At 38.6% G+C, this 21973-nt stretch carries 21 protein-coding genes and 1 pseudogene; 16 read left to right on the forward strand and 6 right to left on the reverse strand.

Annotation, left to right across the window (positions count from 1 at the left end; translation table 11 throughout):
• The 4 genes from AM279_RS03955 to AM279_RS03970 are packed head-to-tail and all read left to right on the forward strand — an operon-like array spanning nt 1 to nt 2491.
• The gene (locus AM279_RS03955; RefSeq protein WP_054406354.1) at nt 1-405 is read left to right on the forward strand and encodes a TIR domain-containing protein; all 405 of its coding nucleotides are present in this window, start codon (nt 1-3) and stop codon (nt 403-405) included.
• Nucleotides 406-412: 7 nt separating this feature from the next.
• On the forward strand, nt 413-997 hold the full coding sequence (locus AM279_RS03960) for a TIR domain-containing protein (protein ID WP_054410110.1): 585 nt from the start codon (nt 413-415) through the stop codon (nt 995-997).
• Nucleotides 997-1881: a DUF4231 domain-containing protein gene (locus AM279_RS03965; RefSeq protein WP_074961521.1), complete on the forward strand. Its 885-nt coding sequence runs from the start codon at nt 997-999 to the stop codon at nt 1879-1881. Before AM279_RS03960 ends, AM279_RS03965 begins: the two co-directional genes overlap by 1 nt.
• 1 nt (nt 1882) lies before the next feature.
• Nucleotides 1883-2491, forward strand: coding sequence for a toll/interleukin-1 receptor domain-containing protein (locus AM279_RS03970; RefSeq protein ID WP_054406356.1), 609 nt, complete (start codon nt 1883-1885; stop codon nt 2489-2491).
• Nucleotides 2492-2521: 30 nt separating this feature from the next.
• On the opposite strand, the gene AM279_RS03975 is transcribed toward AM279_RS03970, so the two are convergent.
• From AM279_RS03975 to AM279_RS03985, 3 genes are read right to left on the reverse strand one after another with little or no spacing between them, the layout of a single operon-like run.
• Complete coding sequence (locus tag AM279_RS03975; protein ID WP_054406357.1) at nt 2522-3157, reverse strand: hypothetical protein; 636 nt, start codon at nt 3155-3157, stop codon at nt 2522-2524.
• Between the two features lie 11 nt (nt 3158-3168).
• Nucleotides 3169-3606, reverse strand: a complete 438-nt coding sequence (locus AM279_RS03980) for a DUF3408 domain-containing protein (RefSeq protein WP_054406358.1) — start codon at nt 3604-3606, stop codon at nt 3169-3171.
• A gap of 4 nt (nt 3607-3610) precedes the next feature.
• Nucleotides 3611-4378 carry a ParA family protein gene (locus AM279_RS03985; protein WP_054406359.1) on the reverse strand — a complete coding sequence of 256 codons (768 nt, stop codon included), beginning with the start codon at nt 4376-4378 and terminating at the stop codon, nt 3611-3613.
• A 761-nt stretch (nt 4379-5139) separates the two neighbouring features.
• Here AM279_RS03985 and mobA point away from each other — a divergent pair.
• Both mobA and mobB read left to right on the forward strand, forming a co-directional pair.
• The gene (gene mobA / locus AM279_RS03995; protein WP_054406361.1) at nt 5140-5571 is read left to right on the forward strand and encodes a conjugal transfer protein MobA; all 432 of its coding nucleotides are present in this window, start codon (nt 5140-5142) and stop codon (nt 5569-5571) included.
• Nucleotides 5572-5665: 94 nt separating this feature from the next.
• Nucleotides 5666-6949, forward strand: a complete 1284-nt coding sequence (mobB, locus tag AM279_RS04000) for a conjugal transfer protein MobB (protein ID WP_054406362.1) — start codon at nt 5666-5668, stop codon at nt 6947-6949.
• Between the two features lie 99 nt (nt 6950-7048).
• Here the strand turns inward: mobB and AM279_RS04005 are convergent, their stop codons facing one another.
• From AM279_RS04005 to AM279_RS04015, 3 genes are all read right to left on the reverse strand, one after another.
• Complete coding sequence (locus AM279_RS04005) at nt 7049-7963, reverse strand: helix-turn-helix domain-containing protein (protein WP_054410112.1); 915 nt, start codon at nt 7961-7963, stop codon at nt 7049-7051.
• Nucleotides 7964-7971: 8 nt separating this feature from the next.
• Complete coding sequence (locus tag AM279_RS04010) at nt 7972-8805, reverse strand: SDR family NAD(P)-dependent oxidoreductase (RefSeq protein ID WP_054406363.1); 834 nt, start codon at nt 8803-8805, stop codon at nt 7972-7974.
• A 259-nt stretch (nt 8806-9064) separates the two neighbouring features.
• A complete protein-coding gene (locus AM279_RS04015; protein WP_236688488.1) occupies nt 9065-9430 on the reverse strand; it encodes a VOC family protein in 366 nt (121 codons plus the stop codon).
• Nucleotides 9431-9900: 470 nt separating this feature from the next.
• Between AM279_RS04015 and mobC the strand changes: the two genes are divergently transcribed.
• The 10 genes and pseudogenes from mobC (at nt 9901) to AM279_RS04070 (ending at nt 21855) form a co-directional block, all read left to right on the forward strand.
• A complete protein-coding gene (gene mobC / locus AM279_RS04025; RefSeq protein ID WP_054406364.1) occupies nt 9901-11898 on the forward strand; it encodes a conjugal transfer protein MobC in 1998 nt (665 codons plus the stop codon).
• A 111-nt stretch (nt 11899-12009) separates the two neighbouring features.
• Complete coding sequence (locus tag AM279_RS04030; RefSeq protein ID WP_054406365.1) at nt 12010-13032, forward strand: zinc-binding dehydrogenase; 1023 nt, start codon at nt 12010-12012, stop codon at nt 13030-13032.
• A 246-nt stretch (nt 13033-13278) separates the two neighbouring features.
• Nucleotides 13279-14028, forward strand: a pseudogene (locus tag AM279_RS04035) (SDR family oxidoreductase).
• Between the two features lie 28 nt (nt 14029-14056).
• Nucleotides 14057-15472 (forward strand): aldehyde dehydrogenase family protein, encoded by a 1416-nt coding sequence (locus AM279_RS04040; protein WP_054406366.1) that lies wholly within the window; start codon nt 14057-14059, stop codon nt 15470-15472.
• 80 nt (nt 15473-15552) lie between these two features.
• On the forward strand, nt 15553-16569 hold the full coding sequence (locus AM279_RS04045) for an aldo/keto reductase (RefSeq protein ID WP_054406367.1): 1017 nt from the start codon (nt 15553-15555) through the stop codon (nt 16567-16569).
• A 64-nt stretch (nt 16570-16633) separates the two neighbouring features.
• Complete coding sequence (locus AM279_RS04050; protein ID WP_054406368.1) at nt 16634-17548, forward strand: helix-turn-helix domain-containing protein; 915 nt, start codon at nt 16634-16636, stop codon at nt 17546-17548.
• A 369-nt stretch (nt 17549-17917) separates the two neighbouring features.
• Nucleotides 17918-19030: an NAD(P)-dependent alcohol dehydrogenase gene (locus tag AM279_RS04055; protein ID WP_054410116.1), complete on the forward strand. Its 1113-nt coding sequence runs from the start codon at nt 17918-17920 to the stop codon at nt 19028-19030.
• 161 nt (nt 19031-19191) lie between these two features.
• Nucleotides 19192-20325: an NADH-dependent flavin oxidoreductase gene (locus AM279_RS04060; RefSeq protein ID WP_054406369.1), complete on the forward strand. Its 1134-nt coding sequence runs from the start codon at nt 19192-19194 to the stop codon at nt 20323-20325.
• 26 nt (nt 20326-20351) lie between these two features.
• A complete protein-coding gene (locus tag AM279_RS04065; RefSeq protein ID WP_054406370.1) occupies nt 20352-21056 on the forward strand; it encodes an SDR family oxidoreductase in 705 nt (234 codons plus the stop codon).
• Nucleotides 21057-21162: 106 nt separating this feature from the next.
• A complete protein-coding gene (locus AM279_RS04070) occupies nt 21163-21855 on the forward strand; it encodes an NAD(P)H-dependent oxidoreductase (RefSeq protein WP_082344174.1) in 693 nt (230 codons plus the stop codon).
• The last annotated feature ends 118 nt before the right edge of the window (nt 21856-21973 follow it).

Here is a 21973-nt window from a genome sequence, read left to right on the forward strand (position 1 = left end):
ATGGCAAAAAATTACAAAATTTTCGTTAGTCATTCTTGGTCTTATTCTAGTGACCTAACAGATTTACAAAACCTCTTAAATTCTAGAGGTTATTTTAATGTTGAATTTACTGAAGCATCAAAAGATGTCCCTATAAATTCTACAAATGCCTCCTATATAAAAGCTAAATTGAGAGCTAAAATTTCAACTTCTGATATTGTGCTAGCATTAGCAGGAATATATGCATCTCATAGTGATTGGATGCCTTGGGAATTAGACACAGCAAAATCTTTGGGTATCCCAATCATTGGAGTTATACCTAGAGGACAGGAAAGAATATCCCAAGAGGTTTATTCAAGATCTGTCGTGGATGTAAAATGGAGTACCGAGAGCATAGTTGAGGCAATTAGAAATCATGCTAAATAAATATTCTATGGCTCATAAATGCTTTATTTCGTTTAAAACTGAAGATATGCCTTATAAAAAGTATATCCACGACCATCTAGATGTAGATATGATTGATAAATCTTTGCATGAACCTATCGATTCTGAAGATGAAGATTACATAATGAGAAAAATTCGTGAAAATTATTTATCTGATTCTACTGTTACAATTTTTTTGATTGGGGAAAAATCAGCAGAGAACTTACCTTATGAAAATCAAAACTTCCTTAAAAGAGAATTACAAGCTTCTTTATACAATGGCGTTGGTAACACAAAAAACGGCATTTTAGGTATCGTTCTGCCCTCAATGACAGATAAGATATATGGAGGGAGTTATGCGTGCTCTAAGTGTGGAGGTCAACATAATACTGTTCGAATCAATGGAAATACTGTCATAAAAGAATTTTCGCATAATTACTATATTCCTAACGATAAATGTGCTTGGGGAGAAGATGATAGATACTGTGTTCTTGTTAAATGGGATGATTTCTGCTCCAATCCAGAAACGCATATAGACAGAGCATTTAATAAAAGAAATCAACCTATCTCAGAAAAAACAAAAGTAAAACCATAATGAATGATAATAACTACCCCAATTATTTTGTTGCAGGAGACAATGCTTCTAAAAAAGCACAATTTTGGTATATCCGTTTGTTTGGATTGGATTTGTTGCTAATGGTTTTGTCCGCTATTATCTCCGTTTACAATTATCAAACTGATGAATCTAAAACCATTATCTATGTAATATCAGGAATATTACTTCTTGGAGCAATGCTCATATCTATTTTCCTAAAATTAAGAAAATATGAAGATATTTGGTATAGAGGCCGTGCGCTCGCTGAGTCATGTAAAACTTTGACTTGGAGATTTATTATGGCTTCTGAATATTTTGAAAATCATATTTCAGACGAAGAAGCAGATAGACGATTTATTCAAAGAATTAGAGAAATCAACAACGAGTTTAGCGATCTCAACAACGTATTAAGTTCAAAACAATTAAGTTCACCAATTATTACTGGTGAAATGAAGAGAATACGTAATTTGTCTTTGAATGACAAAAAGAAATATTATTTAGATAATAGAATTCAAAATCAGATTGACTGGTATTCTTCAAAGGCAGATGACAGTAAATTAAAATATGACATTTGGTTTTTTGCAATAATTATTCTTCAATTTTTAGCCTTAATTTCTATAGCTTTCTTAGTGAAATTTCCATCTTCCAACTTTAATTTTGTTGGAGTATTCTCAACTATAGCAGCAAGTGGATTTAGTTGGTTGCAAGTAAAAAAATACCAAGAGAATAAAGAAGCCTATACTACTGCAAACTCTGAATTGAATTTAATTAAAGCTGAAGGAAACAGAGATTTATCTGATAATGAATTTTCTGAATATGTTTTGGATTCAGAAAATGCAATGTCAAGGGAACATACTATGTGGTTAGCTCAAAAAAGGATGTAAAATGCTAGAAAAAGGATTTAATAAAGCTAACTTAAATGAAAATATTTCTTGGCTATTAAAATCATTAAGGGATGATACATTAAGTAAAAGACCTTGTGTGTTTCTAAGCCATAAAAGAGAGGATAAATATGCTTGCAAAGAAATAGCGAATTATTTAAAAAATGCAGGTATTGATTATTATCTTGACGAAGAGGATAGTAAATTACAATATGCCTCATCAGTAGGAGATCCCATTAAAATTACTGAAAGTATTAAAAATGGAATTAAAGAAAGTACTCATATGATGGTTGTTGTTTCCGATAAAACATATAAATCTCAGTGGGTACCTTTTGAAGTTGGTTATGGTCATGCTTCAATTCTTGATCAAGAGAAATTAGCATTTAAGGAAGACCGTATTAAATTGTCGGTGTTGACTTTAAAAGATATCGCTGAAAAAAGTCTACCCGATTACTTACAGGTTGGTTACGTAATAAAAGGCACGAAAAGTCTAAATGAATATATTTCAAAGATTACTGATAGGCTAGAGAAATCATTAATTAATGAGCATAGAGTTTTTTCAAATTCCCAAGCACAACATCCGTTAGACAATGTCTTAAATTGGCAACTTTAAAAAGTATATAAAATTTTGATATTGGGGAGTTCACACAAACTCCCCAATGTCAAAATCACTCAAATCATTTTTCCGCAAAGTGGAAGAACCGGCTTCCGTTTCAGATGAGAGTGTGCTATCCAAAAGCTCGGCAATTTTTCGGGATGCACCCTCAATGGAATTTTCCAGCAGGCTGAATAATTCAGTTCCCTGTAATCTTTGAACGATGTCTACCGCCGTTTCCTTTTGTGATTGTTCCAAATTCTCTTTTTGGAGCAACGCACCTACGGAGCTTAGTTCTTCAAAGGTAACCCCTTGGGCAAGACTGTCATCGCCACTGGCTATTCCATAGCTGTTCCATTCTTCTTCCTCTTCTTCAAAATCAGGCTTATTACTGAAAACTTCGTCCAGCTCTTCCTGCGGAATTTGAATACCAACGTTTTCATTCTCGTCGTATTCTATGTCTAAATTATCAGGGTTTATCTTCTGTTCCTCAATTTGGCTTTCATTGGCAGTGTTTGGCAGGGAGTGGCTTCTTACTGGCTTCGGCTGTCCCATTATATCGGGCAGGTTCGGATTGACTTTTTCCTGTTTTGGTTTTTGCTCCGACCGTTTTTTAATGACAATCTTTTGCTGGAGCAAGAGTACAATAACAATCAGCAGGCATATTACAATTACTATTTCCATAATCAAGCGCTTTAAAAAATTGGTTTAAACTTTTCGTTGAAATCATCAATAATGGCTTTTTCAAATAGCTCAAAATGATGTTCCAGAATATTATCGAGGTAGGCATACAGCGGTATCTCATCTTTACCAATAACCTGGACAATGCGGGATAACCGTTCGTGGTATTCCTGTCTGATATATATACTCTTGTCTCCACGCTTGGTCATCGAATGGGTTTTCAAAAAATGTTCGCCATAACTTCCGTCAAGGTTTTTCTTTGTCCTATTCTTTTCTTTTTGTACAGGTTTGGCATGTGTTGTTTCTTCCTGTTTTGCAACTTCCTTTTCGGATTCTTCGATAGGCTCCGGTGGAAGCTGTAAGCCTTCTTTTTTTACACCGTCAACCATCAGGTTCATCATCAACTCTTCATTGATGTCCGGCGTGACTTTTCTTTTACTATCTTTCTCCATAGGATTATAGTTGAATGATCTTTAAAAATTCATTTATGAAAAGGTCGAATTGGCAAGCCTTCATTAAGCGTTCATCAGGAGGCATTAAAGTGGAACGAAACACGTTTTTACTGTCCGCTTCACTTTCTTTCCTGAAGCGTGTACTGTTCTTGATTTGGCTTTGCATCAGGCTCAAACCCAATTGCTCAATAAGCTGGTTATACACATCGTATAACGGTGTGCTTTCCCTGCCGTCCACCTGATTCCAAAACAGGTTGATGGTCTGTATGGAGGTTTGGCCTTTTTTCATAATCACATCCTGCAAAAGTTGTGTGAAGATGAGCGTACTTTCCATTACCACACGATCTGCAGTAATGGGTGTAAAAATGTGGTGCATTCCTGCCAATGCCTGTAGAATACCTGGTGTATTCACTGTGCCGGGAAGATCAAAGAACACAACATCAATTGGAACCGAAGATGTATTTACAAATTCGTGGGCAGCTTCCAGTACGCTATCCGCTTTGTGTTGCGTAATCGGATAGGCCTTTTTGTTGATGGTCGTAAATTGCTTATATGCCAGTTTTTTCAAAGTTTCATTTTCCATTACCATTGCCAAATCACGGGCTTTCATTTTCATCAGGCTGTGCTGCGGAAAATCCGCATCCAATACGGCTACGTTGTAGCCAAGCCGATAGTGCATCGTACTGGCAACAAGCGTAGTAAATGTGCTTTTGCCAACGCCGCCTTTCTGAGAAGAAAAGGCGATAAACAGAGGTTTCTTTTTTGTGTCCATATTTTTAAAATTTAAAGTTTACATCATATTGCTTTCTGGCTTGCGGGCCTTCAGCCGTTCAGTCCTGACTTCGTGCTGCCTTTCTTGCCGGAATTTGTGATTGCCTGCTTTCTTGTGGTATTGCAGTACTGCTTTCATTCAGGCATGTTATCAGGCAGGCTTGCCACCTAGCTTTCTTCCGTTCCGTCATTCATTCCGTCGCTCAGGCGTGCATGATATTCAGATAGCAGGCTTTCTGTTATTCCTGCGCTCTTGCATTCTTGCATTCCTGCCGTCAGGCAGGCTGGAGAACCCGTTATCTTGAATGCTTGTCGTCTGCTCTTCCTGAAGTACGGGCCGCCTGCTAGCCAACATTCAAAGGCAAAGAACTTATCATTTCCATCAGGTTGTATGGCTATGGCAGTGTTTGGCAATCAAAGGCAGAGTTTGTCTGGGTATAGCATTGCAATACTCTTACAGGCAGGTCTTTACTTTGTAAAATGATTTTTATTAACGGATTTATGCAAAAGACTTTGGCAAATCGGAGGGTAATGGGAACGGCATCGAGCCGTTTTTCCCTGTTACATTCAATCCGTCCCGCAGGGCGGATTTTTGTGTTCACCTGAACACGGCAAGTTGTGTTTTGAGCATCTCGGAATGATTTCCGATGCTCAAAACAACTTGCCCTTTGCAGGGGGCAGAAAACGCCTTCCGAAGTCAGGGTTTTGTATGGATTATCTAACGATGAGCTCGCTGAAGCTCGGTTTTAAAATGGATTAGTGATGAACGATAACAATAAAAAGCAATTGAAAAAGACCGGACGCCGCCCCAAAGAAGACCCGGCAACAATCCGCTATACGATTTCCTTTAACGAGCAGGAACACGCCCGTTTCCTTGCCCTTTTTGATAAATCAGGTATGCAGGTAAAGGCGCATTTCATAACGTCCTGCATCTTTGACAAGACCATAAAGACCATTCAGATTGACAAGGGAACGGTTGATTTTTATATGCGGCTAACCTCTTTTCACAGCCAGTTCCGTTCCATCGGCGTGAACTATAACCAAATTGTAAAGCTGTTGTACAAGAATTTTTCCGAGAAAAAAGCCGCAGCGTTTCTGTACAAACTGGAAAAACAAACGGCTGAAATGGCAATACTATGCCAAAAAATCATCCAAATAAGCGAAGAATTTGAAGCCAAACACCTGAAAAAATAGCGGTAGACCTGGATGAGCTATCCATCGAAAGATAAAAATCAATAGCTCATTCACGCTTCATTACCATTAAGAAAATAAAACAAATCAATGAAAAATGATAGCGAAAATTGGCAGAAGCGGAAATTTATATGGTGCATTAGCGTACAATCAGCTTAAAGTGGAGAATGAAAACGGACAAATTTTGTTTGCCCATAAGATGATTGAGACCGCCAGCGGTCATTATTCCGTAGCACAATTAGCCCAGTCTTTTGCCCCTTACCTGATAGCCAACCGCAATACTGAAAAGCATACGTTGCATATTTCGCTCAATCCTGACCCAAACGATAAGGTAAGCGACGATAAGTTTAGGGAAATGGCAGAACAGTATATGCGGGAAATGGGTTACGGCGAACAGCCTTTTGTTGTATTCAAACACACGGATATTGACCGCAGCCATATACACATTGTATCGGTTTGCGTGGACGAGCAGGGCAAAAAGATTTCGGACAAATTCGAGAAAATGCGGTCGATGAATGTATGCCGGGAACTGGAAAGAAAGCACGGGCTGATACCCGCAACAGATAAGGAGCGCAATCAAAATGAAAAGGTTTTCCGTCCGGTAAATTATCGGGCAGGCGATGTAAAGAGCCAAATCGCTTCGGTCGTTCGCCATCTGCCGAACTACTACCAATACCAAACATTGGGCGAGTACAATGCCCTGCTTTCCCTGTTCAATATTACCACCGAGAAAATCGAGGGCGAATTGCAGGGAAAGATGCAACAGGGCTTATTGTATATTCCATTCAATGAAAAAGGAGAAAGAGCCGGGCATCCTTTCAAGGCTTCACTGTTCGGAAAGAACGCAGGGCTTCCGGCTTTGGAATTGCATTTTGCGAAATGCAAAACCGCTTTAAATGATACACCTACCAAACAGACCTTAAAATCTGCCGTTACCATTGCCCTGAAAAATACAAGCGATGAGCAGGCATTTAAAAAGCAGTTGGCTGAACAGGGCATTAACGTCGTGGTACGCCGTAATGATGCAGGGCGTATTTATGGCATTACGTTTATAGACCACAATTCAAAAGCGGTTTGGAACGGTTCACGTTTAGCAAAGGAACTTTCTGCCAATACCTTTAATGATTACTGGAATAATAAAATCAAACCTGAAATTAAAGAACCTGTCGAATTACAACCCAAACTATCCACATCAAATGATGCGGATCTTCCTGCGGAAGAACTACATCATTTGTTCGACTTCTTAACTACGGTTAAACATGAAGACGGTTTGATTGAAGCATTGGGCGGTTTAGTACCTGAAGCCCAGGACGAAGATTACGAAGAACAGGACTTTGCTAATAAGATGAAGCAAAGAAGAAAACGAAGAACAAATAGATAGTCTTCTGGTTTAATCGATAAAAAAATTGATAATCAGTGGATTGCTTCAAGATCAATTGGACAATAATAAAGGATATATTGTTAGCTTAAATCCCGTTTATCAGTTAAACGAATGCCGATATACCAGTGGTGACACCTTTGTCTTTGCCTTGAACAATTTACTGAATGATTGCGAATACTCAAACCCTAATTGGTAAGCTATTTCGCTGACGCTAAAATTTGTTGTTGTTAATAATTCTTTTGCTTTTTCTATCAAATATTTTTGAATGTATTGCTGCGCATTCTGCCCTGTCGTGTTTCGCAGCAGGTCGCTTAAATAACTGGGTGAAAGATTCACTTCGTTGGCAATATATTGAACCGTTAGCAAACCTTTATTCGATACCGTTTCAGCGTTGAAATAATCATTCAGAATCTGTTCCAGTTTTGTAAGCAAATCATTATTTATGGCTTTACGGGTAAGGAATTGACGGTTGTAGAACCGGTTGGAATAATTGAGCAGTAAATCGATGTGTGATACAATAACATCCTGGCTATATTTGTCGATATTACTTTTTAATTCGTTTTGTATTTGCACTAATAAAGAAGATATGATGACATCTTCTTTGTCTGAAAGATGTAATGCTTCGGCGATGGAATAAGCAAAAAATCCATAGTTGTTTATATTTTTCCCTAATGGATAAGGACGGATAAGCTCCGCTTTAAAAACCAACATATGACCGGATACAGTATCATCTGAGACACTTGTAACTGAAAATAGCTGCCCCGGCTTCGTAAAACCCATTATACCTTCGTCAAAATCATAATCACGTTGACCATATTTAAATTTCCCGGAAGATTTTTTTTTACAGGCAACGCAATAGAAATCATAATAAAAGCTTTTCCAGATTTCGTTATCACCAAATTTGAGCAATTCAAAATCGATCACACTTATCAACGGATGGTCTGGCTTTTTCAAACCAAACAAACGATGCAGCTCAGAAATAGAACTGATCTTATATGGAGTAGCTTTTTTCATCATTCATATTATTTAAAATCAGTGGATAAAGATAACTCTTTCCATTTTTCCAGCTCTTTCTGCTCATTTTTACGTAGCTCTAAAATAGCATTGTAGCTATCAGAGCCTAAAGGAAGATGCAAAGGGGGATTTGACATTTTAGTAATCTGAAATAAAACCTCAGCCAATTTTGCGGGGTTACCGGGTTGCTTACCGTCATAACTTTTGAAAAGTTCTACCTGTTGGTCAAGATTATAATCATCGATTTTATTCTTCGCCACTGCCAGACTGCTGTCGCTCATAAAGCTGGTACGGAACGTTCCGGGTGCAAGAATTGTCACTTTTATTCCAAAAGAAGCAACTTCTTGGGAAAGAGCTTCTGAGAGTCCAATGACAGCAAACTTTGTTGCACTATAACTGCCATTAGCGGGATAGCTCATATAGCCCATCATCGAAGAAGTATTGATGATGTGTCCGGATTTATTTTTACGAAGGTGGGGTAAAACGTTTCTTATCACATTGGCCATCCCAAACACGTTTACGTTCATAGTTTGACGGAATTCGGCATCGCTCAGCTCCTCGATATTGCCCAGCAGGTTATAACCTGCATTATTTACCACCACATCGATTTGCCCAAATGTTTCAATGCCCTTTTCTATGGCTGATTTTACTTCAACTTCATTAGTGATATCTACTTTTAATGGAAGAAGGGTCTCTGACGCTTCCCCAATACTTACTATCTGCTCCTTCAGGTTTCTGGATGTTGCGATTACTTTACCGCCATTTGCTAAAACGGTTTTTGCTACTTCAAGACCCATTCCTTTGGACGCTCCTGTAATAAACCATACTTTTTGCTTGCTCATAATTATTTGTCTTTGATGATGATGCAAAATTCAAACAATACTCATTTTTAAATGTGTTCAAATCGGGGATTGTTGTGTTCAGGTTTGGGATAATTTTTCTTTTAGAGTAGAATTTTCAAATGAAATTCTTTTATTAAAGGTAGCTTACTGCCCGAAGCCCAGGGCGAAGATTACGAAGAACAGTATTTTACTAATAAGATGAAGAAAAAACGGAGACTCAAGAGATGTTCGCAGTAATTGCAGCATCAACATTTACGTTTTATCGAAGTTGTGGCTTTTTAGAATAGTCAGTTAATCCAAGTCTGTTACCAAAAGGGTCAGTAAACTCCACTGAAAGTCCCGTCATTATTTCGTAAGGCTCACTGATAAACTGAATACCTTTTTGTTTCAATTCTTCATATGACTGGAGAACATCTTCAACAGTAAACCATATGGCAGGTTGGGCATTTTTCATAGCATTGACAATAATTGCAGGTTCATTGTTACCAACTTGAAATGCAACCATTCCTTTGTCAGAAAAATCAAATTTCACTTCAAGCCCAAGTTGATTTTTGTAAAAATCTTTAGCCTCTTCAATATTGTCTGCAGGCAAAAAATAATTATCGTAGTCCTTAATTATACTCATAGTTCTTCTGGTTTTATTTGTGAAATGTCAATACCAAGTTTGGTAAATTCTTTACTTCCTTTATCTGTAACATAAAAATGCTGGTCGGCCTGTTTGTCTTTAGCAAGCCAGCCATTTTCTACAAAATTTTCTAAAAGTAGTGTTCCAAGCTTACCCCCAATATGACTATAACAAAGTTTAGCAGGTTTTTTTCAGTCTTTTTACTCATTTTAACTATTGTATTTGTACACTATCTAAGCAATATAATTTTTTGAAAAAGTTTGATTGTTTGTGAATATCAAAGTTATATAAAAAATATGTTTGGTGTTATTTCTTTAGTTTTTTTCTTGTTTTTGCAAAAAACGCAAATACAAAAATCGACAACATTTATTTTCAGCCAAACACTGCCAGGCACTGCCATTAACTACCACATTTTTACAGCTAGTCTTCATAACCTTTAAATTCACGCCCGAACATTAAAACTTAAAATAATGCAAGGAGAAGACGATTTAAGAGGACTTGCCAAGATAATGGCTTTTATGCGGGCAGTCAGTATTCTTTTGGTACTAATGCATCTTTATTGGTTTTGTTATGGTTTCTTTTTGGGACGTGGTTGGACTTTGGAAGTAATCAACAAGATATTAGGGAATTTCGACCGAACGGCGGGCTTGTTTACACATACCCTTTATACCAAAGCATTCGCTCTGGTTTTACTGGCTTTAAGCTGCTTAGGAACAAAGGGCGTAAAGAATGAGAAGATAACCTGGACAAAAATTTACGTGGCATTGGGTGTTGGCTTTGTGCTGTTCTTTCTGAACAACCCATTACTAAAGCTATCTCCGGTAACAGGCACATTCCTGTATATCCTTACTATTTTGTTAGGTTATATCGCTTTTTTGATGGCAGGCGTATGGATGAGCCGATTACTTCGTACCAATCTGATGGACGATGTTTTCAATAATGAGAACGAGAGCTTTCAACAAGAAACCAAGATGATGGAAAACGAATATTCTGTCAACTTGCCTACCAAGTTTTACTACAAGAATAAATGGAACAACGGCTGGATAAATATAGTCAATCCTTTTAGAGCAACCATTGTATTAGGAACTCCGGGATCCGGAAAATCCTATGCCGTTGTAAACAATTACATCAAACAGCAGATTGAGAAAGGCTTTAGTATGTATATCTACGATTTCAAATTCGACGACCTTTCTACCATCGCCTACAATCATTTACTGAAGCATCGGGATAAGTATAAAGTTCAGCCGAAATTCTACGTTATCAACTTTGACGACCCACGCAAGAGCCATCGTTGCAATCCACTCAATCCCGAATTTATGACGGACATATCGGATGCCTACGAAGCCGCCTATACTATAATGCTTAACCTTAACAAATCGTGGATTTTGAAACAAGGGGATTTTTTCGTGGAAAGCCCAATTATCTTGCTCGCAGCGATAATCTGGTATTTGAAAATCTACGATAACGGTAAGTATTGCACATTCCCACACGCCATTGAATTGCTGAATAAGAAATACGCAGACGTGTTTACTATTCTCACATCTTATCCCGAATTGGAAAATTATCTATCTCCGTTTATGGATGCGTGGCAATCCGGCGCGCAAGACCAGTTGCAAGGTCAGATAGCATCGGCAAAAATTCCTTTGTCGAGAATGATAAGCCCGCAACTTTACTGGGTAATGACAGGGGATGATTTTACGCTTGACATCAATAACCCGAAAGAGCCAAAGATTTTATGTGTAGGCAACAATCCCGACCGTCAAAATATCTATTCCGCAGCTTTAGGCTTATACAATTCGAGGATTGTAAAACTGATTAATAAAAAGGGACAGTTAAAGAGTTCTGTTATCATAGATGAGTTGCCCACCATTTATTTCAGGGGACTGGATAACTTGATTGCAACGGCGAGAAGTAACAAGGTAGCGGTATGTTTGGGCTTTCAGGATTTTTCGCAATTAACGAGGGATTACGGCGACAAAGAAAGTAAGGTAATACAGAATACGGTCGGTAATATATTCAGTGGTCAGGTAGTTGGCGAAACGGCAAAAAGCCTATCGGAACGCTTCGGGAAAGTATTGCAGAAACGTCAGAGTGTATCAATAAACAGAAATGATACATCAACTTCAATATCAACCCAATTAGACAGTTTAATCCCAGCTTCCAAGATTTCAACTTTAACACAGGGTATGTTTGTCGGTTCTGTTTCCGACAATTTTGATGAACGCATCGAGCAAAAGATATTTCACGCCGAAATTGTGGTTGATAACGAAAAGGTAGCATCGGAAACCAAAAACTATCAAGAGATACCTCAAATCTTATCCTTTGTAGATGAGCAGGGCGAAGATAAAATGAAACAGGAAATTGAAAGTAACTACCGTCAAATAAAACTAGATATTCTACATATTGTTGAAAGCGAAATGGAGCGTATCAAGAACGACCCGAACTTACAACACTTGGTGCAGATGTGATTTCTTCAAAAAACTATTCCATCTAATATAAGTGATTTTGGCTACTATTAAAAGTATTTTGGCTACTCCTGTTACGATTGTATTTAGGAATTTTGTTTAAAATGAATTTAAATGAAAAGTATGCAAGCTTTAGTAATGACAGACGTCGGAGGGCCAGAAGTTCTTCAACTACAATCTGTTCCATGTCCAACTATTCAACAGCCGAACGAGATTTTGGTTCGTGTCATGGCAGCTGGTGTAAACCCTGCTGATTACAGGGTAAGAAAGCGTATGCCTCCTTCTACTGATTGGGTATTGCCAAAAGAGGGAGTAATTCTTGGGTTGGAAGGTGCGGGTATAGTTGAAGCAATCGGCTCGGATGTTACCCGATTTAAAGTGGGAGATGAAGTTTATTATTTTGACGGTGGTTTTATTGGTTCACAAGGAAATTATGCACAGTTTAAAATTGTGAACGAACACTACCTTGCACACAAACCCAAGACACTAAGTTTTGCGGAGGCTGCTACACTTCCTGTAGTAGGAATAACCAGTTGGGAAGCACTTTACGATCGTGCAAACTTGAAATCTGAAGAGTATCTGCTTGTACAGGGTGGTGCAGGTGGCTTGGGACATATCGGAATACAGCTTGGAAAGCTGTTGGGCGCACATGTAGCAACTACCGTTAGTACAGATGCAAAAGCAAAACTTGTGAAAAGTCTTGGTGCAGAACATATCATTATGTACCGTACAGAAGATGTAGGCAAATCTTTAAAAGCATGGTCGGGAGAAAAAGGAATAGATGTCGTATATGATACCGTTGGAGATCCTGTATTTAGCCAAAGTGTAGATTTTCTTACAATGCATGGCAGGCTGGTGAGTGCTGCCTATCCAACATCATGGCCAACAGGAGATATCTTTTTACCTGCACTTAAGAACATTCAAATTTCGTTTGAGGCTATGGGGCATGCGCTGAGTAGCCACGATTTAAGAATTAAACAAACGAAAATCCTAGAGAATATCGCCAAATATGTTGATGAGGGAAATCTGCGTCTAGTTCTTGATAAATCTTATCCCCTTGCTGAAGCAGGAGAAGCTCAAAGGTCTCTTGAGGATGGCGAGATAACCGGACGGGTAGCATTAGAGATACCACACTAATCTATTTTTTATTTTTAAGTATAAAGGAGCCTGAAATCTTTTCAGGCTCCTTTTTTTTAATAGTCAACAAATAATTCCTATCGAGAATTAAACTATGCTAACTTGACCATATCCAGAGTTCTAATCAGTGAAAAAAATAAGCTCATTTCAACTACTACAAAACGGGTTTTGGATACTTATGAAGAAATTAATTGATTGAAATTTGTATCATAGAAATCACTGATTCAAAATAGTAAATCAAAAATTATGGGTAGTATAACAGGAAAAGTAGCGCTCATCACAGGGGCATCAAGTGGCATTGGTGAAGCGACCGCAAAGAAATTAGCAAGTGCAGGTGCAATTGTAGCAATAGCTGCACGTCGTGCTGATCGTTTACAGGCTATAAAAGAAGAAATAGAGAATGAAGGCGGTTAGGCACTCGTTCTTGAATTGGATGTGGCAGACAAGACTTCAGTTGAAGCCGGAATAAAAAAGTTAATTGATACTTTCGGCAGAATAGATATCGCTTTCAACAATGCGGGGCTTATGCCACTTTCCAACGTCGATGAGTTTAAGACCGACGAATGGGAAATGATGGTCGATGTCAATATAAAAGGTGTCCTTAATATTACCGCGGCTATATTACCTTATATGATAAAGCAACATTCGGGTCATATCGTTAACACATCTTCTTTAGCAGGACGTAAGATACTTGGTCAGGGCTTTGCTGTATACTGTGCAACAAAATTTGCCGTGAGTGCTTTCACCGAAGGACTCCGTATGGAAGTTGGCAATACACACAATATTAGAGTAACAAGCATTCAACCAGGTGCAACGCAGTCAGAGCTACAGGATAGTACTACAAGCGAAAGTTACAAGGCAATGATGGCATCGTTCTCAGGCCAATTGAAAATGCTTTCCGCAAATGATATAGCCGATACCGTACTTTTTGCTGTTTCAGCTCCCGAACATGTCAATGTCGCAGAATTGTTTGTTCTTCCAACAAGCCAAGTATAATAATTATTAAAATAAAAAAATAGAAAACATGACACAGATCAATCAACAAAACAAAGATGCTGTTGTTACAGCAGCCCCAGGTTATCAAACCCTTAACCCTGCTACTGGGGAACTCCTAAAAGAGTTTAATACGCTAACCGATGCAGAGGCCGAACAGCTTCTTTCAAATGCCCACGAGGCCTATCTAAAGTGGCGTAAAGTTCCCGTTGAGGAGCGAATTGAAATTTTTAGAAAATTTGCTGATTTAATGGATGAGAACATCGATCGTTTTGCAAACCAGATTACTTTGGAAATGGGCAAGCCACTTTCTGAGGCTAAGATGGAATCAGGTCTGCCAGGGATGATCTTCAGATATTTTGCAGATAATGCGTTGGAGATGCTGACTGAACGTGACATTAATGTGGAGGGATTTACACGTGTATACAGTCGCCTTGAGCCAATAGGTGTAACCTTGGCAATCGAGCCGTGGAATGGACCACTTTACCAGTCAATGCGTGCAGCTGCTCCAAATCTAATGCTTGGTAATGCAGTGATCATGAAGCCGGCTGAAATTGTCGCAGGATCAACATTGATGATGGATGAAATTTTTGAGAAAGCAGGATTTCCATCTAAAATTTATCAGTCAGCACTTGTATCAAGAGAGCAGGTAACAAGCTTCATAGCTGACAGCCGTGTCCGTGCAGTAGCTTTGACAGGCTCTGACCGTGCAGGTTCAATTATTGGAGAACAGGCAGGCCGTCACATTAAGCCTGTAGTTCTTGAACTTGGTGGTTCAGACGCTTTCATCGCATTAGATTCTTCAAATCCAGTGGCGGTTGCTGCCGAGGCATCTGCGTGTCGTTTATTTGGAATTGGTCAGTCTTGTATGTCACCAAAACGAGCAATCGTTACAGAGAAAATTTCGGAAGCGTTTATCAAGGAATATATTAAAGCATTTGAAAACCAGAAAGTGGGTGATCCATTTGATCCAGAAACAACTACTGGTCCACTTTCGAGCATCGCTGCCGCTGACAATTTACATGCACAATATCAGGATGCTGTTGACAAGGGAGCAAAAGTTTTGGTTGAAGGCGGAAGAGTCGCTGGTACGGGAGCATTTTTCAAGCCTGCCGTGCTTTCGGGTATTACACCCAATATGCGACTTTACCATGAAGAAGCATTCGGTCCATTGGGTATGATCTACGTTGTGCCTGATGCAGAAGCGGCGATCACTTTGGCTAACGCTACTAAATATGGACTTGGTGGCACAGTGTTTAGTGAAGACCTTGATGAAGCAAAATATGTAGCAGAATCAATCGATACAGGAATGGTCGGAATTAACAGATATATGGGAGCGCCACTTAATGTGCCATTTGGAGGAACAAAAGCTTCAGGGGTTGGACGTGAACTTGGAAGCAATGCCATGGACGCATTTGCTAACCTAAAGACTTACTCTATTCTTTAGAAAGCAATAGAGATTTATTAAAAAAAGATAACCGCAAATATTAAAGATGCGGTACAAAAAATCAACATAATAAATTAGTTATGACACAGATTAAACAGGTGAAACTGGGAAGCCAGGGACTTGTAGTCCCAGCGGTAGGACTTGGATGTATGGGCATGTCGAAATGGGCAGGAGAATATGACATCTACGGGAAATCGGCAGATGAAAATGAAAGTATCGCAACAATTCACCGTTCACTGGAATTGGGTGGAAACTTTTTGGACACTGCAGATGTTTATGGACCCCTTGCTAACGAAAGGCTGATAGCAAAAGCTATTAAAGGTAATCGGGAAAAATATCTGATTGCAACCAAATTCGGTTTTGAGGTAGATGACAATGAACAGTTGACCGGAAAAATAAACGGCAGCAGTGAATATGTAAGAAAAGCAGTTGAGCGTTCGTTAAAGAACCTAGGAACCGATTACATTGACCTCTACTATCTTCACCGCTTAGATACCGGGACACCAATAGAAGAAACGGTTGGAGCGATGGCGGACATGGTAAAAGAAGGAAAAATTCGTCACATCGGTCTTTCAGAAGTTGGATCCCAGACCATTCAGATAGCACACGCCATACATCCCCTTACAGCAGTACAAAGTGAATTTTCTTTATTTGAACGAAATATAGAAGAAATTGGAATTATAGATACGCTTAACGAATTAGGTGTAGGTTTGGTTGCCTATTCTCCTATCGGCAGAGGCTTTTTGAGCGGTGAGATATTAAAACCTGAGGATCTTCCCGAAAATGATTCCAGAAGAGGAATGCCAAGGTATCAGGGAGAGCGTTTCTTCAAAAACATTGAACTTGTAAAGGAAATTAAAATAATGGCGGAAGAAAAAAGTATCACAACAGCTCAACTTGCCATTGCTTGGGTGATCGCCAAAGGGCATGTTCCAATTCCGGGAACAAGAAAGGTTAAAAATTTAGAGGCTAACATTGCCTCTGCCGAAATTGTGCTTGGTTCCGAAGACCTTGACCGATTGGAATCGATTGTACCGTTAGGTTCAGATGTAGGAGCAAGATATGATGAGGCCGGAATGAAAATGGTAAACCTATAATCTTAATATATCAAAGGCAGACATTATTACAAAACGTGTCTGTCTTTTTTTTAAATTTGTATATATGAAAAAGGATAGTCTATATATCGTAAATTCAATTTCCGAACTGCATTCATTCCTGAATTTGCCGAAACCCACTCATCCTTTGGTTAGTGTTATCAACCTATCCGAAGTGAGGTACAGTATCCCTGAAAAAACACAGTCTATTGTGTACAATTTTTATACTGTTTACCTGAAAAAAAATTACAATGCAAAAATAAGGTATGGCCAGCAGTATTATGATTTTGATAGTGGCATCATGGCATTCTTCGCACCAAAGCAACTTTTTGCAGTTGAGTCTGATAGCACTACAAAAGCAGAAGGTTGGATGCTTGTTTTTCATCCGGATTTCATTCAAGGCTTTCCATTGGCTAGGAAGATGAAAGATTATGGTTTTTTTTCCTATGCGGTAAATGAAGCATTGCATACCTCACAGAAAGAGGAGGATATGATTTCAGGTATTATGCTGAACCTTCAGGAAGAAATTGAGAAAATGATTGATCACTACACCCAAGATGTTATCATTTCGCATGTGGAGCTACTGTTAAATTATTGCAACCGGTTTTACAACAGACAATTTATTACCAGAAAACATGCAAACAATGAAATATTGTCAAATCTTGAAAATCTGATTAATGATTATTTTGAAGATGGGTTTGTAGAGAAATCTGGTATACCGAGTGTTCAGTACATAGCAGAGAAATTAAATCTTTCCCCTAACTATTTAAGCGACATGTTGAGGTCGTTAACCGGACAGAATACCCAACAGCATATCCATAATAAACTGATTGATAAGGCAAAAGAACTGCTCTCCACAACGGAACTTTCTGTAGCCGAAATTGCCTATCAGTTGGGATTTGAACACCCACAATCGTTTCATAAGCTATTCAAGGGAAAAACAAATGTATCTCCCTTAAAGTTCAGACAGTCACTAAACTAGAACAATCACCAGTAGGGTTTTTAGCATAATCAGTGATGCACAAGAAGGGGTCTTCCTATCGCGAAGGTTTCTAGACTTCCAGATTTGGCGTCTTGAAGCGATACGCAGTGCAGTGCTAGGGACTCAAAAACGCAATTGGAATTAGTTTTCAATCAAATACACTGATAGTGCTTAACCATACTAGCTCTCCTTACAACTTCAGCAATTACAAATTAAATCAATTCCACATCTTGAATTCGACTACTTTAAAGCGGGTTTTGGCTACTTATACTTCCGAATGAATTGCGAAATTTGAATACCCATATAAAAAGTCAAATTAGACTGAAATGCACTTTCTCATGGGCTTCTTTCAAATATAAAAACGTATATATGGAAATTTTAGCCGCTGTTTCAATACACGCAAAAGCACCAATGCAGCTCGAACATGTGGATCTCAACACAGAACTGAGACCAGATGAAGTTTTAGTAAAGGTTATAGCCACCGGAATCTGCCATTCGGACATTGGGTTCCGGGATGAGCACATGCCATTTCCCAAGCCGGCGATCCTTGGACATGAGGGAGCCGGTGTGGTTATTAAAATTGGTAGTGCCGTAACCAAGGTCGCTGTTGACGATCACGTAGTTCTTTCATTAGCCAGCTGTGGTAAATGTAAAAGTTGCATTTCAGGAAGACCAACTTACTGTGAAAACGTTTCTGCTCTTAACTTTAAAGGTACAAGGACAGATGGTTCCTGCCCTTATCACAATCACGATGGAGAGCCTGTAAACGGGCTGTTTTTTGGCCAATCATCTTTTGCAACCTATTCGCTCTCCAACGAACGGAATGTGGTTAAGGTAACCCCGGATGTCCCCCTCGAACTTCTCGGCCCCCTCGGTTGTGGTCTGCAAACAGGTGCGGGTTCAGTATTTAACGTATTACGACCTACGGGCGGTCAGAGCATCATTGTCAGTGGTGTCGGACCGGTAGGCTTGGCAGCGATAATGGCTGCAAAGATTTCTGGGTGCACCACGATTATTGCAGTAGATATTCATGACCATAGGTTGGAGCTGGCCAAAGAGCTCGGTGCAACGCACGTTATCAACAGCAGAATAAAAAATATATCGGAAGAAGTACAGAACAATATCCTTCCGGGAGGGACAGATTATGGATTAGATACTACGTCGGTCAATAGTGTGATAACTGAGATTCTAAAGTCAACACATATACTTGGGCACACTGTTTTGTTGGGAATGCCATCTGTAGAAAAACTGGAGGTAGACCAATCTGCATTTCTTGCCACAGGTCGTAGCCTTCAATACGTAAATGCAGGCGATAGCGTTGCAGATCTTTTCATACCAAAACTCATTAGCTTGTATCAGCAGGGCCTTTTCCCTTTTGACAAACTTGTAAAATTCTATGATCTTGAGAATATTAACCAGGCAATAGAAGATACTGAGCATGGAATAACTTTAAAAGCTATAATCAGGATGCCACATGACTAATAAAACTCCTAGAGAGGATATAAATCCTCAGCGGAACAAGTTTGTATAATCTTATTCCGCTGAGGATTTTCGTTATTCCGACTACCTATTTCCTGAATATGGAGACTTTTTAGAAGATTAGAATTCTCAACTTTGCATTCGAAATATAATTCATAAAAAATATGGGTACTAATAAATTGTTTGAGCCGTTAAAATTTAGCAACGGGATAAGTATAAAAAATAGAGTTGTCATGTCACCAATGACAACATGGGCATCTAATGAAGATTACACAATCTCTGATGAAGAGGTAGAATACTACAAGAAGAGAGTTAACGGTGTCGGACTTGTTATAACGGGCTGTACACGCGTGACAGTAAACGGAATCGGTTTTACGCATGAATTTGCAGGATATGATAATAGTTTTCTTCCTAGCCTGAAGAAACTGGCGGTAGCAGCCAAAAGTGGTGGTGCACCTGTTGTTCTGCAAATGTTTCATGCCGGAAACAAGGCTATCCGTGATTTGATACCAAATGGTGATGTGGTAAGTGCAAGCGCTGTCGCTGTAGAATCAGCTCCGGGTTCTGGTGAATTCATTACTCCCAGAGAGTTGACTGAAGATGAGATCATAGCAATAATCAAAGCATTTGGGAACACGACCAGAAGAGCTATCGAAGCTGGTTTTGACGGAGTAGAAATACATGGAGCTCATGGTTTCTTAGTCCAAAATTTCATGTCACCATTTTTTAATAAAAGGACAGATAAATATGGTGGTTCATTAGAAAATCGCCTACGTTTCGGTATTGAGATCATACAAGAAGTAAAACAGGTGATTGCCCAATATGCAAAGAAACCTTTTCTTTTGGGATATAGGATCTCTCCGGAAGAAATGCCCCAGAAAACATACGGGATCGAAGACACTTTTGTTTTGATCGATAAGCTGATAGATGAAAATGTTGATTATCTGCACTTCTCTCTATTGGATGCAGTGTCACAAAAACCCTTAGATCAAGAAAATTCAGAAACTCCTATTTCGGTAGTCTTAAATAATTACGTTGACGACAGGGTTCCAGTGATCGTTGCAGGAGGTATTTCTACTCCGCAGGATGCTTCAAAAGTAGTTGACAGCGGAATTTCAATGGCTGCTTTGGCACGTGCACTTGTGATCAATCCTGATTGGGTAGAGTCTGCTGAAAGCGGAAATGAAGACAAAATAACTTCAATTCTTAAGTTAGGTACTGTGGAAGAGAAAAAAATTCCCGCAAAATTAATGACCATTCTTAATAGCTTGAAAGGTTTTGTTCAGATCGAAGCATAGTTTAACCATTATTTAAAGGATTTTTTATGAAAATTACTGATGCGAAAGTCATCATCACTGGTGGCACATCCGGCATAGGATACGAAACAGCAAAACTATTAAAAGCACATGGAGCACAGGTTGTAATCTGTTCCAGAAATGAAGATGCCGTAAACCAAATAGTTTCAGAACTGGATATGTTTGGTGTTAGGGCTGACGTTTCTAATGAAAAAGATGTGGAGAATCTGTTTGAATACGCATTAAAAAAAATGAATGGAATTAATGTTTTGATCAATAATGCAGGAATAGGCGTATCTGGATCAATTTTGGAAACTTCTGTTGAGGAATTTACAAAGGTTTGGGAGAACAATACAAAAAGTGTTTTTATGTGTACTCAATATGCCGCGAAAACTTTTATTGGGCAAAATTATGGTAACATCATAAACATTTCTTCCATGGGTGCTGTAGCTGGTTTTCCTAACGGTTCTGCCTACTGTTCTAGCAAGGCAGCGATTACAGGTCTTACTTTATCATGGAGGGCAGAACTGAGAAAAAACAATATTCGTGTTACACAGATCAATCCAAGTGAAGTGATAACCGGTTTTGGAGAAAAATCAGGACATAAATCTAAAGCACCTGAAACTAAATTAAAGGGGCTTGAAATAGCGCAGGTTATTTCGTCCCTGTTATCCCTGAATGATATAGCTTTCGTTCCTGAAATTAATGTTTGGGCAACAAACCCTGGCTCATAAAAGATGCCAACTAATTTTGTCATCTACTGGCAGCAATTAGTGTCATTATACAGGTTATTGCATAAAACCAACAATTCATTTTAGAATTAACAATAAAATATTAAAAATGAAAACAAGATTTTTTTTCATAATGCTCGTTACCATGTTGTTTCACGGTATTAGAGTAAATGCTCAATCACCATCGGTAAAAAATGCAGAAAAACAGAAAACAGTATTTCTGATCAATGCACATCTGACCTATCCTGGATTGTCCGAAGGCAAGCTTAATAAAGCTTTTTTTGATAAGGCAAAAGAGTTTTTCATTTCACAAAATTTCAAGGTATTGGAAACAAAAATTGAGCATGGGTACAAGGTAGATGAGGAAGTTGAAAAGCATTTGCAGGCGGATATCATCATATTACAAACACCTGTTAATTGGGAAAACACACCATGGATCTATAAAAAATATGTGGATGAAGTATTTACAAGCACATTAAGTAGTCAAAAATTTCTAACCAATGATGGTAGATCAGATACAGACCCTGCCAGACAATATGGTACAGGAGGTAAGATGCAGGGTAAAAAGTTTATGATCTCTGCTACATGGAATGCTCCTAAAGAAAGTTTCAATGACAAAAACCAGTATCTTTTCAAAGGCAAAAGTGCAGATGATGCCCTATTTAACGTAGCTGCCAATTATCTGTTTTCTGGATTTGAAGTCGTTCCTGGATATTATTGCTACGATGTTTTTAAAAGTAAACATATCAAAGAAGATTTAGATAATTATCCTGCTTACTTAAAAAAGGTTTTTGGTTTATAAGTTCGCATCGGAATTAAAAAATCGACAGAAATAAAATCTTTAAATTTAAAATAACAAGACTATTAAACCTCTTGGTCGTAATAACGGACTTGAATTTAGATTATGCGAGTTAAAAATG

Origin of the sequence: Flavobacterium akiainvivens (assembly GCF_001278115.1) — a bacterium.
GTDB classification, from domain to species: Bacteria; Bacteroidota; Bacteroidia; order Flavobacteriales; family Flavobacteriaceae; genus Flavobacterium; species Flavobacterium akiainvivens.